The following is a 16,113-nucleotide window of genomic DNA, read 5'->3' on the forward strand; positions in this document are numbered from 1 at the left end:
ATATGGACGTTAGTCCTGCAAAAAAGTCTTATTTTACCTGTGTCAATGTATGGTGGAAGTTACTTTTTCATTCAACCAGAAAAAAAAATATTTTAATAATAAAAACAGGAATAACTAATTCTTTCTAGTTAGGAATTCCTGTTTTTATTGTTTATATGTTTTATTTTTTATGTGGATTATCTGCCACTTTCTGCAATAAATTCCTCAACCTCTTCGCGAGTTGGCATCACGCGGAGAGCACCCTTGCGGGTAGTGATAAGAGATGCGCCTGCGTTTGCGAAGGTAAGCATTTCCATCAGGTTCTCGTCGGAGAGGTCTTCCAGACCGTGCTCCAGAACATAGTTCAGGATGCTGGCACAGAAGGTGTCTCCGGCACCTGTGGTCTCAATGGTGTGCTCCTGAAGGAATGGAGCGCATTCTACGCGGCGTCCCTTGTAATAAGCACGGCTTCCGTCTTTACCCATGGTGATAAGAACCAGCGGAATGTGATATTTCTCTTCGATCAGTGCAGCACCCTTGTCGTAGTCTGTGGTATCGAAAAGGAATTCCACTTCGTTGTCAGAAATCTTCAGAACGTCACATTTGGTAAGACCGTACTCAATCTCGACACGGGCATCCTCAAGGGATTTCCAGAGTGGCGGGCGCAGATTGGGGTCAAAGGTGATGATACAGCCGGCTTCTTTTGCTACCTCAATGGCATGACGTGTAGCTTCACGTACGCCCTCATGGGTAGAAGAGAGAGTTCCGAAATGGAAAATGCGGGAATCGCGGATCAGGTCGTCCGGAACCTCATCCATAGTCAGCATCATGTCAGCACCTGGATTACGATAGAAAGAGAAGTCTCTGTCTCCATCCGGATAGGTGTGGACAAATGCCAGTGTGGTATGTACTTCTTCATCCATAATAAGAGCTCTTGTATCAATTCCAACTTCTTCAACAGCAGCCTTCAGCTGGTTTCCGAACATATCCTTTCCAACTTTTCCGATAAAAGCGGTCTTCTTGCCAAGGCGCTCAAGCATAGCCAGAACATTACATGGAGCTCCGCCCGGGTTCGCTTCCATGATCGGGTTGCCCTGCGCGCTGGTTCCATTCTCTGTGAAATCGATGAGAAGCTCGCCAAGTGCAGTTACGTCGTAGTTTCGATTACTCATTGAAAAATCCTCCTTAGGTGTTTTCAAAATCATATACCAATAATTTAACGCAGAGGGGTGTATTTGTCAAACAAATTTCTTTCTTTTTCCCGCTTAAAATGGTAAAATAGAACTATCAAAATTATGGTCGGATCGACGGGAAAATATAACAATATTAACATATTTTCCGGAAATCCGACAGTCCGTGAAAATTGGCGGGGAAATGGAGAGACTTATGAGCAAAACAGTATATGATTATATGGACTGGCCAGAAATTGAAGCGGTTGTATATGGGGAAGAGACAGCGCCAAGAGATGTGATGGGACCGAGACTGACACCGGATGGTGTGCTGATACAGGGCTTTTTTCCGGAAGCCAGAGCTGCGGCAGTGGTTACAGGGCGCACGAAATATGAAATGGAGCTGGAGGACGAGGCAGGCTATTATGCAGTGCTGATCCCAGGCAGAAGAATTCCGGATTATGAATTTCAGGTAGAGTTTGAGAAGGAGACGAAGAACTTTAAGGATGCCTACGCATTTGGCAGACTTCTCACAGAAGAGGATGAAAGAGCCTTCCTTGGCGGCGTATATTATGAAGCCTATAAGAAAATGGGTGCACATCCCATGGTGATGAATGGGGTAGCAGGCACTCATTTCGCAGTGTGGGCACCCAATGCAGTTCGGGTAAGTGTGGTTGGCGAATTCAATAATTGGGATGGCAGAGCACTCCCCATGCATAAGATGCCCATGTCAGGCCTTTTTGAACTTTTTATCCCGGGAGTAAAGGCGGGAGATGCCTATCGTTATGAAATTAAGGCGAAAGGGGATGTGCTCCTTCAGAAGGCAGATCCTTATGGAAACAGAACCCAGCCTGCACCGTTGTGGAATTCTGTTGTGGCAGATGTTTCTGATTTTATATGGAACGACAGCAGCTGGATGGCTGAACGTAAGAAATACGACGACCGCAGGCAGCCGGTTTCCATTTATGAGACAAGTCTGGGACAGTGGAAATCAGGAAAAGAGCTGGTGGCTTTTGCGAAAGAAAAGGGATATACTCATGTGGAACTTCATCCGGTTATGGAATTTCTGGAGGATGGCTCAGACGGATACCCTACATCTGCATACTTTGCAGTCAGCACACGTTATGGCACACCAGCAGAATTTGCAGCGCTGGTAGATGAGCTTCATCAGGTGGGAATAGGCGTGATCCTTGACTGGTCACCGGCTCAGTTCCCGAGATACGCAGGCGGTCTGGAGAAATTTGACGGAACGCCCCTTTATGAAGTGAAAGACCCGGAAATGGCAGTCCACCCGATGTGGGGCACCATGCTTTATAATTATGACAGCCCTATGGTAATGGATTTCCTGATTTCCAATGCCTGTTTCTGGCTGGAGGTTTTCCATGTGGACGGTCTTCGTATGGATGATGTGGATGCCATGCTTTATCTGGATTATGGAAGAAAGGATGGATGGACGCCGAATATGTATGGCTCCAATGAGAATCTTCAAGCCATTGAATTTCTGAAGCATCTGAATTCTATTTTGAAGAAGCGTGATCCAGGGGCACTTCTGATCGCACAGGAGGATGGTCTGTGGCCAGAGCTGACTGACAGTGTGGAGAATGATCACATTGGATTTGATTATAAGTGGAGTGGCGGATGGACAAGAGATTTCCTCTTTTATCTGTCTGTGGATCCGATTTTGCGGAAGAATTATCATGATCAGCTGACTTTGTCCACCTTATACGCATATTCTGAGCATTATATTCTGACTCTTGGAAGCAGAGACGTAGGAAGTCTGGAAGAATTTATGGCGAAGCTGCCAGGAGATGAGAAGCAGAAGCTGGCTCAGGTGAGAGAGGCTTATTCCTATATGATGGTGCATCCTGGCTGTAAAATGATGGCACCGGGGACTGATATGCCGGAGGGACTTGCCAAATGCATTCAGGCGTTGAATACCCTTTATAAGAGTTTGCCTGCTCTTTATCAGATGGATGATGAGTATGACGGATTTGAGTGGGTTCAGCTGATGAAATACGAGGAGAATGTGATCACTTTCCTGCGTAAGACAGAGAAACCAGAGGAAACGCTGCTTGTAATCTGTAATTTCGCCGCAATACCCTACGAGAATTACCAGGTGGGCGTGCCTTTTGCAGGAAAATATAAAGAAATCTTTAATAGCGATGCAGTAGAATTCGGCGGAGAGGGTGTAGTGAATTCTCGTGTGAAGACAGCAAAAGCAGAAGAGTGCGATGAACGGGAGTATTCTATTAAGGTGAAGCTGCCGGCACTTGGTGTGAGCATTTACAGCTGCACTCCCGGGAAAGCCCCAGCCAGGAAGAAAGTGACCGCAGCGAAAACTGCGAAAGATAAGACTGCGAAAGATAAGACTGCAGGAAAACTGGTAAGGACTGTGAAGGCAAAAACTCCAGCAAAGAAGTCAGTAAAGGAAGAAAAAGCTACGAAAGTAGAAGAAGCTGTCAAGGCAGAGAAAAAGGCAGAAACAGTGAAGAAAAGAGCCACAGTAAAAAATGACAATAACAAAGCAGACAGAAATAGCAAATGAGAAATAAATAGCCAATAAGTAATAAAATAGCAAAAAAGACTGTATTTACATATCTGAATTTCAGATGTGAGGAATGCAGTCTTTTTGAATCTTTTTACAATAAGCAAGTAGCGAAGCAGATCAGAAATATCCGATTGATGCAAATAAAAAAAGCTGGAAATGAGACTCGAACTCACGACCCCTTCATTACGAGTGAAGTGCTCTACCGACTGAGCTATTCCAGCTTATGGAATGATAAGTGTATAAAAATTTATACACTTATCAGACACAAAAGATATTTTAAGTTATAAGCAGCCATTTGTCAAGAAAATCTTGGGTAAAAATTCTGATTTATCGTGGGTGAAAATTCTGATTATACGATTTTAAACCAGTCTTTTTCCTCAAACTCAACTACCGTACAGTCATTGGCATAAGTACATTCCGGTAAAATGATCATTGCATGAAGGACATCGTTGTTTACAGGCAGAGGACATAAATGCCAGATAGCGGCATTGATCTTTACCATACATCCTTTGGGAACAAGGAAGGCCTTTGTAAGTTCCGGGACTGGCGTACCGGCAGATGCAGGAGCAACATGAATGATCATATCATCATCCAGAGCTACAATGCCTTCCCAGGTGGTTGTGTGGTATTCTGCCATCTTAACGATTCGCTCATCCTTGCGTACGGCAATGGGAGAAAATCCCATACTTCCCATACAAGTACCTGAGATACGATCCGGATAAAATTTGTGGATTTCGCCCTGTAAAGGATAACCTTCCGGTTCAGTCATGGAACAGTAGGTGCCAAAGGGAGCAAAATCTGTTGGATTAATTTTTACAGCTGTAATTTCTTTCATGGTAAACCTCCTCAAATGTAGTAAAAACCCTTGAAGCTATTGTATCATGGTGTTGGAAAAAGCTCAATAAATATCTTTAAATGGATAGTGTGAATAAAGAAAGGCAGTTAATATTTTTAATAAAAGTTTTATAGATTTAAGAACGCAGTATGTGTTATTATAAAAATGTAGATAAAGTTCATAAAGAAAGGCTTGTGGTGAATGAAAGTACCAAACAAATTGTCAAAATGCTTTCTACCGCAGGAGAAAAGGCAGCGTATGATAACGCATGTAAGAAATTATTGTCAAACAAGATTATTCTTGCATGGATTATGAAAAGCTGTCTGCAGGAGTACAGGGAGTGTGCAATACAGGAAATTGCAGAGAAATACATAGAAGGAGATTTGTATGTTTCTGAAATTCCAGTATATCCGGATGAAGAAACTCCCGAATTGATAAAAGGACTATCTACTGAAGATACGACCATAGCGGAAGGAACAGTAACCTATGATATTCGCTTTAGTGCATTGATACCAGGCACTGACAATCGATTGAGTCTGATCATTAATGTGGAACCTCAGAATAATTATTATCCTGGGTATCCCATCATTAAGCGTAGCATTTATTATTGTTGTAGGATGGTTTCTTCACAGTATGGAACGGTTTTTACAAACTCACATTACGAAAAGATAAAGAAGGTATATAACGTATTCATATGTATAAATCCTCCAAATTACCGAAAAAATACAATTAATCGGTATTCTCTAAAAGAGGAAAATATGATAGGAAATGTACATGAAAAAGAAGAAAATTACGATCTTCTGACAAATGTGATTATATGCCTTGGGGATGCATATGATAAAGAAGCGTCTGGCATCCTGCGAATGTTGGAAGTTTTACTTTCAGATAAACGGAATGCTTCAGAGAAAAGGATGATTTTGCAGGACGATTTTGGAATCCAAATGGAAATGGATTTAGAAAGTGAGGTAACAGATGTGGGACATGTTCTTGACGATGTAGCACAGAGAAATTATGAAAAAGGAGTTTGCGAGAGTTTGGTTTCTTCAATTAAAACTCTTACAGAAACAATGAACTGGTCTGTGGATCAGGCTATGGATGCACTTAAAATTTCTGAAGAAGATAAAGAAGAAATACGTAAAAAATATAATATTGGATAACATTTTGCAAGGGAGCAGAGCCAATTTGGTTCTGCTCCTAATCTGTTAAATGAAAATGAAAAAATATGTTATCAATGGGAAAATAACTGTTTTCAAATGATTCATTCTATGATAGAATACACCTTGATTGCAAACAAAGGAGATGAGGTACATGTCAGGTTATTCCGCCCCAGGCTTTTTAGAAAAGTTGTACCTTTTTTTGAAGAATTATATGGGAATACGGGTTACCGATATAGCAATATACAGTAATGGCGCTATATAAACATGCACCGTGTTTATATAGAGATTTTCTGAATGTATGGCTATAGGGGTATCCCGTATTTTTTTCGTACTTCACTTAACATTACAGTAGAGCGTGTTAAAAAAGGCTTTCTTCAAAATGCGTGTCACAATTTGTGGAAGCCTGCAGGAATAATTTTCAAACACGCTCCAGAAAGGAGGAGACAAATGTCTGACTCATTTCTTGAATTAAGAAATCTGAAAAAAAGTTTTACATCAGAAGAATATGTTCTACAGGGAATCAATCTGCAAATTGATCAGGGGGAATTCGTCACCTTGCTGGGTGCTTCCGGCTGCGGCAAGACGACCACTCTTCGCATCATCGCAGGACTTGAGCAGCCGGACAGCGGAAGTGTATGGCTGGAGGGGAAAGATGTGACGAATCTGGAGCCAAACCAGAGAGATGTGAACACGGTATTTCAGAATTATGCCCTTTTTCCCCATATGAACGTGGCGGATAACATCGGGTATGGTCTGAAAATACGAAAAGTACCAAAAGCGGATATAAAGAAAAAGGTTAAGGAAATGCTGGAGCTGGTTCAGCTGGAAGGCTTCGAGAAACGAAAACCTGCGGAGCTCTCCGGTGGACAGAAGCAACGTGTAGCCATTGCAAGAGCATTGGCAAATAATCCCCGTGTACTGCTTCTGGACGAGCCTCTCGGAGCTCTGGATCTGCAGCTTCGACGGACGATGCAATTGGAACTGAAGCGACTGCAGAAGAAGCTTGGAATTACCTTTATCTATATCACCCACGACCAGGAAGAGGCCATTAATATGTCCGATCGGATCGTGGTAATGAATCAGGGGCAGTTTGAGCAGATCGGCACTCCGGATGAGATTTACAACTATCCGAAAACAAGCTATGTGGCAACCTTTGTGGGAAATGCCAATATTTTAAAAGGAAAAGTTGCAGAAATAAATGGTTCTTATGCACAGGTTGAAATAGGAAATGACACTGTTTCCGTTTATACAGAAGAGACTGTAAAGGTGGGAGAGCAGCTTACCCTGGCTGTGAGAAACGAAAATATTCTGCTGGATGAAGCTGAAATGGAAAATGTAGTTGAGCAAAATGAAGCTGAGGGAACTGGCAGACATCTTCACGCAACTGTGAAGGAGAAGAATTTCGCTGCAGGTCAGCTGCGAGTTCTGCTTGCTTTGTCTGACGGCACAGAAATCACAGCCAGCCGGTTTGGCATGAATGCAAACATTCAGCCAGGTCAGCAGATAAAATGGTATTTTGATCCGCGAAATGCAGTTGTAGTAAATCGGGAGTTTAAGACGAAAGAGCCTGCTGATATGTCAGGAGGAATTCAGTGATGGGCGGTCTCAGTAACAGCCGTGGCAACAGCCGGAAATTTGCACCTGTAAAGAACAGCCGCGGCAACAGCCAGGAATCTGCGCCTGTAAAGAATATCCGCGGCAATAGCAAGAGTGCTGCATCCACCAGGCATACCCGCGCCACCATCTGGATGATTCTGCCACTCTACATTTTTACCCTGATTTTTGTGGCTTGTCCTCTTATCTATATGGTTGCCTTAAGCTTTGCCACTCCCGGAGAAGTCCACGGTGTACAGTGGATTTTTACACTGGATAATTACAGGAATATTTTGGAACCAGTGTACCTGGACACCTTTGTCCAGTCCTTCCAGCTGGCCATTACAAGTACTGTTTTTATCACCCTGATCGGGTATCCCTTTGGCTATTTTATGGCGAAATTACCAGCAGGCGGTAAAAAGAAAGCTATGCTTCTTCTTATGCTTCCCTTCTGGGTAAATTCCCTGATCAGACTTTACGGCTGGATCATCATCCTTCAGAAAAAAGGCGTTCTGAATTTTGTGCTGAAAAAGCTTGGCCTGATCGAGAAGCCGCTGAAAATCATGTACAGCTACCCGGCAATCGTCATTGGTATGATATATGTGTTACTGCCATTTATGATTCTGTCAGTATATTCCAGTGCGGAAAAACTGGACTGGTCACTGGTAGAAGCCGCCCGTGATCTGGGGGCAGGTAAGGCAAAGGCCTTCTGGACAGTCAGCTTTAAGCTGACCCTGCCAGGACTTTTGTCCGGCGTAATCCTAACCTTTATTCCATCTATGGGACTGTTTTTCATAGCAGATATCCTGGGCGGAAACAAAGTTGTGCTGGTAGGAAGCCTGATCCAGGATCAGATGACCCGGGGAAATAACTGGCCCTTTGCGGCAGCTCTGGCAGTGATCATGATGATCCTTACCACTTTGATGATTCTGCTATACCGCAAGGTCACCAATGCGAAAGAAGTGGAGGGACTGGGATGATAAAAACACAAAATAATGAAATAGAAGTGCTGGATCCGAAAATGCAAGGTGAAGGCGCCGAGGCTAAAAACGGTACATTAGTTAAAAAGTTTGGAAAGAAGAGAAATACAGGCTCTGGCATGAAACGGAGCACCCGCTTTGAGAAGATATACCTTGGTATCATTTTCTTCTTAATGTACCTCCCAGTAGCCGTAGTCATCATTTTCTCCTTCAATGAGTCCAAGCTGCCTGTCCGTCTCACCGGATTTTCCCTCCAGTGGTACGAAAAGCTTTTCGCAGACAGTGCCATGATGGAAGCACTGGTAAACAGCCTGATCCTTGGCGTGGCCAGCTGCGCGGTTTCAGCAGTTATCGGAACTTTAGGCGCTGTAGGCCTGTCACGGATTCACTGGAAAACAAAAGGCGCATTGGAGTACATTTCCATTTTGCCCCTTATGATACCGGAAATTATTCTGGGTATGGTGCTGATGGCATTTTTCTACATGCTGAACCTGCCCTTCGGAATGCTTACTTTGCTGATCGGACATACGGTATTTTGCATTCCTTATATATTGATGGAAGTAAAAGCCAGACTTGTGGGCCTGGATCCTTCCCTTGAGGAAGCTGCCCGGGATCTTGGAGCTACTTCCATGAGAGCCTTTCTTGACGTTACGCTGCCACTGATCATGCCAGCTGTTGCGTCCGGCTCATTGCTTGCCTTTGCCATGTCCATGGACGACGTGGTAATCAGTATTTTTATTAACGGTCCGAGATTGTCTACCTTGCCAATTAAGGTGTACACTCAGATCAAAACCGGTGTCACGCCGGAAATCAATGCCCTGTGTACGATTATGCTGGCTTTTACAGTGGTGATTCTTCTTGTTTACTCTCTTATAAAGAAGTTAAAGAGGAAGTATAAGTAGTCTGCTCACAGGAATCAGCGAAAAAAATCACCTGATAAAAGCCGGTTTTTTCACGGCATAAGGAAATATATGGATATTTCCACTTAGGGACGGAAAGGAGCACACGAATGAACAAACTCATAGAGTTGAAAAACCTCACAAAAAACTTTGATGACCAGCAGGTTCTCCGCGGAATCAATCTGGACATCTATGAGAACGAGTTTCTCACCCTTCTGGGACCAAGTGGCTGTGGAAAGACCACAACCCTTCGTATTATTGCAGGCTTCGAGGAGCCAAGCGGCGGCGAAGTATTGTTTAACGGAATTGAGATTTCCAAGCTGCCTCCATATAAGAGAGAGGTAAACACCGTTTTCCAGAAATATGCCCTTTTTCCCCATCTGAATGTGGCAGAGAACATTGGATTCGGTCTGAATCTGAAAAAAGTGGACAAGGACGTGATCGCCCAGAAAGTCACCAGAATGCTGAAAATGGTAGGTCTGGAGGGTTTCGAAAAAAGAGATGTCACCCTGCTCTCCGGCGGACAGCAGCAGCGAGTTGCCATTGCCCGTGCGCTGGTAAATGAGCCGAAAATCCTTCTTCTTGACGAGCCTCTTGGCGCCCTGGATGCGAAAATACGAAAACAGATGCAGATTGAGCTGAAAAAAATCCAGCAGGAGGTTGGAATTACCTTCATTTACGTTACCCATGACCAGGAGGAAGCCCTTTCCATGTCTGATACTGTGGTCGTTATGAATAACGGTGAAATTCAGCAGATCGGTTCTCCTACCGATATTTACAACGAGCCCGAAAACCGTTTCGTAGCAGGCTTCATTGGAGAGTCCAATATTATAGAAGGAATTATGATCAGAGATTATCTGGTTCAGTTTGACGGATTTGAATTCGAATGCGTGGACAAAGGCTTTGAGGATAATGAAGAAATCGAGGTTGTGCTTCGTCCTGAGGACCTTGACATTGTGGAACCATCTCAGGCGAAAATCAACGGTGTTGTCCGAAACGTCACCTTCAAAGGCGTTCATTACGAAATTCTCGTAGAGACAGAACTGCGCACCTATAAAGTTCAGACCACCGATTATGCGGAAGTGGGCCGCCAGGTAGGACTGAAATTCGGACCGGAAGACATTCACGTCATGTACAGAATGGGAGCTTATTGATGAAACAGTTTAAGCGCCTGATCATTCCTTACTTTATCTGGGCAATTGTTATCCTTGTGATCCCACTGTTTCTCATTGCCCTGTATGCGTTCACCACAGAAGGAAATGAAGTAATGACACTTTCCTTCACCTGGGGGAATTTTGCCAAATTCCTGGAAGCTACCTACCTGAATGTGATCCTGAAATCCTTCTGGCTGGGACTTCTCACCACCTTTATCTGTCTGGTGCTTGGCTATCCCCTTGCCCTGATCATTGCGAGATGCTCTGAGAAAGTCCAGGGACTTCTCATTATGCTGGTAACCATTCCAATGTGGATCAACATGCTTCTTCGTACCTATGCGTGGATGAATCTTCTTGCAGATAACGGAATCATCAATAACCTTCTGGCAAAAATCGGACTGGGACCTATCAGCATGATGTATACGGATTTTTCCGTAATGGTAGGCCTGATCTGCAACTTTATGCCCTTTATGATCATTCCTATCCATACATCCTTAAATAAAATGGATAAATCCCTGATCGAGGCAGCCTACGATCTGGGAGCCAACCGTTTCCAGACCTTCTGGAAGGTAATCTGGAAGCTGTCCCTGCCAGGGGTGGTAAATGGTATTATGATGGTTTTCCTTCTTGCCATTTCCTCCTTCGTTATCCCGAAGCTTCTGGGAGGCGGACAGTACATGCTTATCGGAAACCTGATCGAGTCCCAGTTTATCTCAGTTGGAGACTGGAATTTCGGAAGTGCCATTTCCATGATTCTGGCGGTGATCATTTTGATCTCCATGAGTCTGATGAAGCGGATGGACAAGGAAAAAGGAGAGTAGGAGAGTATCATGCAGAAAAAAATAAGCTTTTTTCAGAGATTTTATGTGGCCATCTGTCTGGTATTCTTTTACTTGCCAATCCTGGTGACCATGATTTTTTCCTTTAATTCCTCCAAATCCCTGACCAGGTTTACGGGATTCTCCATGAGATGGTATACAGAGCTGCTGCACAATACAGAAGTCAGCAAAGCGGTTTACGTGTCTGTGACCATCGCCATCCTGGCAACTGTGATCTCCACAGTGCTGGGAACCATCACTGCAATTGGTCTTTCCAAGTCCAGGAAGGTGTTAAAGGAAACACTTTTAAATATCAACAACCTGCCCATTTTGAACCCGGATATTGTTACTGCAATCGGACTGATGCTTCTGTTTTCTTCACTGGGCTTTCGGAAAGGGTACTTTACCATGCTGCTGGCACACATTTCCTTTTGTACGCCATATGTGATCACCAGTGTTTATCCCAAGGTGCGAAGCCTTGACCCGAACCTGGCAAATGCAGCCATGGACCTTGGAGCAACTCCGTTCCAGGCGTTGACCAAGGTAATCGTGCCCATGATTAAGGATGGCATTTTCGCCGGTGCGCTGCTGGCATTTACCATGTCCTTTGACGATTTCGTAATTTCGTACTTTGTATCCGGAAACGGTGTAAAGAATATTTCCATTGTGGTCTATAATATGACCAAACGAATCAACCCTACCATCAACGCCCTGTCCACAATTGTAATCCTGGTCATTGTGCTTGTCATGGTTTTTGCCAACGTGCTTCCAAAGCTCCTGGAAAAGCATGCCAGCAAGCATGCGAAAAAGATTCAGCGCGTAATCGCCCTTCTGCTGGTTTTTGCCCTTGGCTTCGGACTGATCAAGTGCGGAGGCAGTGCAGCGGAGAACCATGTCCTGAAGGTTTATAATGCAGGAGAATATATGGATCTGGATCTTCTGACACAGTTTGAGCAGGAATATAATTGTACAGTAGTTTACGAAACCTTCGAATCCAACGAAATGATGTACACCAAGCTTTCCGGCGGTGAGTCCTATGACGTGCTGATCCCTTCGGATTACATGATCGAGCGTCTGATTAAAGAGGATTACTTACAGTATATTGACTGGGATCTGATCCCGAATAAGGGCAGCCTGATGGATGAGGTCATGAATAAAAGCTATGATCCGGGAAATCGTTATTCCTGCCCATATTTCTGGGGAACGGTTGGTATTCTTTATGATACGACTGTGGTTGATCCGGAAGATCTTCAGGAGGGTTGGGATCTTCTCAGGGATACCAAATATAAAGGAAATATTTACATGTATGATTCTGAGCGGGATTCCTTTATGATCGCACTGAAGGCTCTTGGATATTCCATGAATACTACAGATGAGAATCAGATTCAGGAAGCTTACCAATGGCTGGTTGACCAGAGAAATACCATGGACCCGATTTACGCAGGTGATGACGTCATTGACAATATGATTTCCGGAAACAAGGCTATGGCAGTTGTTTATTCCGGAGATGCTTCTTATATTATAAGCGAAAATCCGAATATGGATTACTTCACACCGAGCCAGGGAACCAACAACTGGTATGATGCAATGGTTATCACAAGGGACTGCAATGAGACAGAGCTTGCCCATCAGTTTATTAATTTTATGCTAAATGAAGAATCTGCTCTTTCCAATACGGAAGAAGTAGGTTATACTTCTCCTGTAAAGAGTGTTTACGAAACTATGATCACCGGAGAGTATGAGGGCGTTTCCTCCTACATCCCGGATTTCGAAAATCCAAATAGCGAGATCTTCCGTTATCAGGAACCGAAGATCAAGCAGAAATATGCGGAGCTGTGGACGAAGATCAAGGCAGAGTAAACATGGAAATTTATAAAAACGGAAACGTGGCTGGCAGAAGCCGGCTGTGTTTTTGAAGAAGAGGAGAATGATTATGAAGAAAAAGGTATTTGCGGTAATTCTTGCTGCAGCAGCAATCTGTGGCAGCCTGTCACCTGTATACGCAGCTGACTCAGAGCTTGTCCTTTATACCTGGGAAGGAATGTTCCCGCAGGAGGTTCTGGACGGATTTGAGGAAGAAACCGGCTGTAAGATCGTATATTCCAACTTTGACACTGACGAGACCATGCTGGAGAAGGTTTCCATGGCAAAAGGCGGAGACTATGATGTGGTAATCGCAGATGACTACATCCTTGAGAAAATCGTGGAAGAAGGTCTTGCCACCAAGCTTGACAAAGACAAAATCTCCAATTGGGGAAACATCAATCCTCTTTATCAGGGACAGTTCTATGATGCGAAGGACGAGTACACCGTACCTTACGGCGCTGGTATTCCGCTGATCGTATATGATCCGGAGGAAGTGGACATTGATATCAAGGGCTATTCTGATCTGTGGGATCCGTCTCTGGAGGACAGCATAGCGCTGATCGGCAACTATCGTGTTATTAACGGAATTACTCTTCTCACCATGGGAAAAAGCATGAATGAAGAAGACGTGGATACTATAGCAGAGGCAGGAGAGAAGCTTGTGGAGCTGGCTCCCAATGTGCGTATGATCCAGGATGACAATACCCAGAATGCGCTTTTGAACGGAGAGGCTTCTGTAGCGTTCCTTTACACCTCCCAGGTAACTGCAGCTCTGGCAGAGAACCCGGATCTGAAGGTGGTTTATCCGGAGGAAGGTCTTGGCTTCGGTGTTATGGGAATGTTTATTCCAAGCGAGGCTCCAAATGCAGATGCAGCTTACCAGTTTGTAGATTATATTTTAAGACCGGAGGTTGCTGCACAGTGCTTCAATTATATCGGTTACTACTGCACCAACAAGGCAGCAGACGAGCTGGTAGACGAGAGCCTGGTGGTTCCGGACAGTGTAACAAGCGGTGAGAGTATTAAGAATGTAAGTCAGGAAGCTGAGGAACAGTATAATAAGAACTGGACTGAGTTTAAGGCTGCCTGCGATTAATTGAATTGCATTAATCCAGTAAAAGGATAAAATCGGGAAAGAGCCTGTGAGTGAGCTGTTCGGGGAAAACGGATAAATCACTGTGCAGGCTCTTTTTTATGTAATAGAAAAGTCCTACCGGGCAGGATTGCACTGCAGCGGAAGGAGAGAGGTCGCTGGAGGTGGAGAATGCTTGCACATATATGTTTCCGGGGACAGAGTGAACAACACGGATATTGACAAAGCTTCGCCAGTGTGTGATTATTATTTACAGAAATAAATGAGTTTTTTAGAGGAGAAACAAAATGGAAATATACAAGGGAGCTTCCGCCTTTGCGGGGATTGCCATTGGGAAAATCAGGTTTTATCGGAAAGGTGAATATCAGATCCGACAGCATCAAGCAGATGATGTAAAAAAGGAACTGAAGAATTTTGATGTGGCTCGTCGGCATGTGATGCAGACCTTGAAGGAAGAGTATGACAGAATGTCAGAAAAGCAAATGGACACAGCTGATCCTGAATTGGATATGGAACCCCAACCTTTGGATAGAATTGTGAAAGTGAATGGGGAAAATGGAACAAACCAGATCCTGGAGCAGGCAGAGCTTCTGGGCTCTGGCAGCTTTCTCCGTGCGGTACAGAGTATGATCACAGGGGAAAAGGTGACTGCTGCTTATGCAGTGCAGACCACAAGAGATGAGATGCAGAGTACTTTTTCCAGGCTGAACGATCCGACCATAAAGGAACGAATCCACAATGTAAGCCGCATCTCCAGTCTCCTTCTGGAGATTCTCGGGGAAGATGAGAACAAAATTGATCTGGGAGAGGAACCAGTCATTCTGGCAGCAGATGCCCTTTCTCTTGCAGAACTGATGGAAATGGATAAGGAGAAGCTTCTGGGTATTGTCACCCGCAAAGGTTCTGCTACCTCTCACGCTGCGATCCTTGCGAAAAATATGGATATTCCCTGTGTTACAGGTATTGGGATTCCACAGTCAGAAGAAGAGTGGGAAGACAGCATTGCCATTATTGACGGATATACGGGAACCATCTATCTGGAACCGGATAATGAGGTACGAAAAGAATACGAGATTCGCCGAAAAGCAGATCTGGTAGAGCGGGAATCCCTTTTGAAGCTGAAAGACAAGGGCGATATTACGAAAGATGGACGTGAAGTGGGAATCTACGCGAATATTGGCAGTCTGGATGATTTAAACAGCGCCCTTTATTATGGGGCAAAGGGAATCGGACTGCTGCGAAGCGAGTTCCAGTATCTTGGCAGGGAGAATTATCCCGGGGAAGAAGAACTTTTTCAGGCATATAAGAAAACTGCTGAGACTATGGGCGACCGCCTGGTAGTTATCCGCACCGCCGATCTCGGGGCTGATAAGCAGGCTTCCTACCTTGAAATTCCGGTAGAAACCAACCCTCTCATGGGTAATCGGGGAATCCGTCTCAGTCTGGACCGGAAGAACCTGTTTAAAACCCAGATCCGTGCCATTTACCGTGCGAGCCGGTATGGCAATCTGGGGATGATGTACCCTATGATCTGTTCGGAAGAGGAAATGGATGAGGTTGAAGCTCTGGTGACGGAAGTAAAAGAAGAGCTGAAGGCAGCAGGTGTACCATTTAAGGAAATCCGGACTGGAATTATGATGGAGACTCCGGCTGCAGTGATGATCGGGGAAGAACTGGCGAAACGTGTGGACTTTCTGGGAATCGGAACCAATGACCTGACCCAGTATACTTTGGCCATGGATCGTCAGAATCCGCTTTTACAGAAGAAATATGATGATCATCATCCTGCAATTCTGAAAATGATAAAGATGATTGTAGATGCAGGACACGCGCAGAATTGTAAAGTATGTCTCTGTGGGGAACTGGCAGCGGATACCAGATTGACGGAGACATTTTTGCAGATGGGGGTAGATGCATTGTCTGTGGTACCGGCATGTATATTACCAGTGAGGAAGGCACTGAGGGCGGTTTGTATCGCAGAAATGTGATCTTAGCTTATCTTCTGCGACTGTATTGAGGCGT

Annotated in this window: 12 protein-coding genes and 1 tRNA gene; 10 read left to right on the top strand and 3 right to left on the bottom strand. The window is 44.4% G+C overall.

Going from position 1 to position 16,113, the window contains the following annotated elements:
- Window positions 1-176: 176 nt before the first annotated feature.
- Window positions 177-1,151, bottom strand: a complete 975-nt coding sequence (locus AB5642_RS11525) for a carbohydrate kinase (protein WP_368371634.1) — start codon at window positions 1,149-1,151, stop codon at window positions 177-179.
- Window positions 1,152-1,365: 214 nt separating this feature from the next.
- On the opposite strand from AB5642_RS11525, the gene glgB reads away from it, so the two are divergent.
- Entirely contained in the window at window positions 1,366-3,693 is a 2,328-nt protein-coding gene (gene glgB / locus AB5642_RS11530; RefSeq protein WP_173736651.1) for a 1,4-alpha-glucan branching enzyme, read from the top strand.
- Between the two features lie 151 nt (window positions 3,694-3,844).
- Here the strand turns inward: glgB and AB5642_RS11535 are convergent.
- Together AB5642_RS11535 and AB5642_RS11540 are read right to left on the bottom strand one after the other, a co-directional pair.
- Window positions 3,845-3,917, bottom strand: a tRNA-Thr gene (locus AB5642_RS11535).
- A gap of 128 nt (window positions 3,918-4,045) precedes the next feature.
- Window positions 4,046-4,531, bottom strand: coding sequence for an ureidoglycolate lyase (locus AB5642_RS11540; RefSeq protein ID WP_118578965.1), 486 nt, complete (start codon window positions 4,529-4,531; stop codon window positions 4,046-4,048).
- Between the two features lie 149 nt (window positions 4,532-4,680).
- Here AB5642_RS11540 and AB5642_RS11545 point away from each other — a divergent pair, with 149 nt between their 5' ends.
- From AB5642_RS11545 to ptsP, 9 genes are all read left to right on the top strand, one after another.
- Window positions 4,681-5,688, top strand: a complete 1,008-nt coding sequence (locus AB5642_RS11545; protein ID WP_243249544.1) for an Rpn family recombination-promoting nuclease/putative transposase — start codon at window positions 4,681-4,683, stop codon at window positions 5,686-5,688.
- Window positions 5,689-6,135: 447 nt separating this feature from the next.
- On the top strand, window positions 6,136-7,284 hold the full coding sequence (locus tag AB5642_RS11550) for an ABC transporter ATP-binding protein (protein WP_195392011.1): 1,149 nt from the start codon (window positions 6,136-6,138) through the stop codon (window positions 7,282-7,284).
- Entirely contained in the window at window positions 7,284-8,261 is a 978-nt protein-coding gene (locus AB5642_RS11555) for an ABC transporter permease (RefSeq protein WP_330663578.1), read from the top strand. Before AB5642_RS11550 ends, AB5642_RS11555 begins: the two co-directional genes overlap by 1 nt.
- Complete coding sequence (locus AB5642_RS11560) at window positions 8,258-9,163, top strand: ABC transporter permease (RefSeq protein ID WP_334285869.1); 906 nt, start codon at window positions 8,258-8,260, stop codon at window positions 9,161-9,163. The genes AB5642_RS11555 and AB5642_RS11560 overlap by 4 nt, the downstream gene beginning before the upstream one ends.
- A gap of 107 nt (window positions 9,164-9,270) precedes the next feature.
- The gene (gene potA, locus AB5642_RS11565; RefSeq protein ID WP_195379445.1) at window positions 9,271-10,314 is read left to right on the top strand and encodes a spermidine/putrescine ABC transporter ATP-binding protein; all 1,044 of its coding nucleotides are present in this window, start codon (window positions 9,271-9,273) and stop codon (window positions 10,312-10,314) included.
- Complete coding sequence (locus AB5642_RS11570) at window positions 10,314-11,135, top strand: ABC transporter permease (protein WP_148461825.1); 822 nt, start codon at window positions 10,314-10,316, stop codon at window positions 11,133-11,135. Before potA ends, AB5642_RS11570 begins: the two co-directional genes overlap by 1 nt.
- 9 nt (window positions 11,136-11,144) lie before the next feature.
- Window positions 11,145-12,992 carry an extracellular solute-binding protein gene (locus AB5642_RS11575; RefSeq protein ID WP_215660859.1) on the top strand — a complete coding sequence of 616 codons (1,848 nt, stop codon included), beginning with the start codon at window positions 11,145-11,147 and terminating at the stop codon, window positions 12,990-12,992.
- Window positions 12,993-13,065: 73 nt separating this feature from the next.
- Window positions 13,066-14,094 carry a spermidine/putrescine ABC transporter substrate-binding protein gene (locus AB5642_RS11580; protein WP_195409888.1) on the top strand — a complete coding sequence of 343 codons (1,029 nt, stop codon included), beginning with the start codon at window positions 13,066-13,068 and terminating at the stop codon, window positions 14,092-14,094.
- 284 nt (window positions 14,095-14,378) lie between these two features.
- Entirely contained in the window at window positions 14,379-16,079 is a 1,701-nt protein-coding gene (ptsP, locus tag AB5642_RS11585) for a phosphoenolpyruvate--protein phosphotransferase (RefSeq protein ID WP_368371635.1), read from the top strand.
- Window positions 16,080-16,113: the final 34 nt, after the last annotated feature.

The organism is Ruminococcus sp. 1001136sp1_2201st1_G3_2201SCRN_220225 (assembly GCF_040924365.1).
Taxonomy (GTDB): Bacteria; Bacillota; Clostridia; order Lachnospirales; family Lachnospiraceae; genus Blautia_A; species Blautia_A faecis.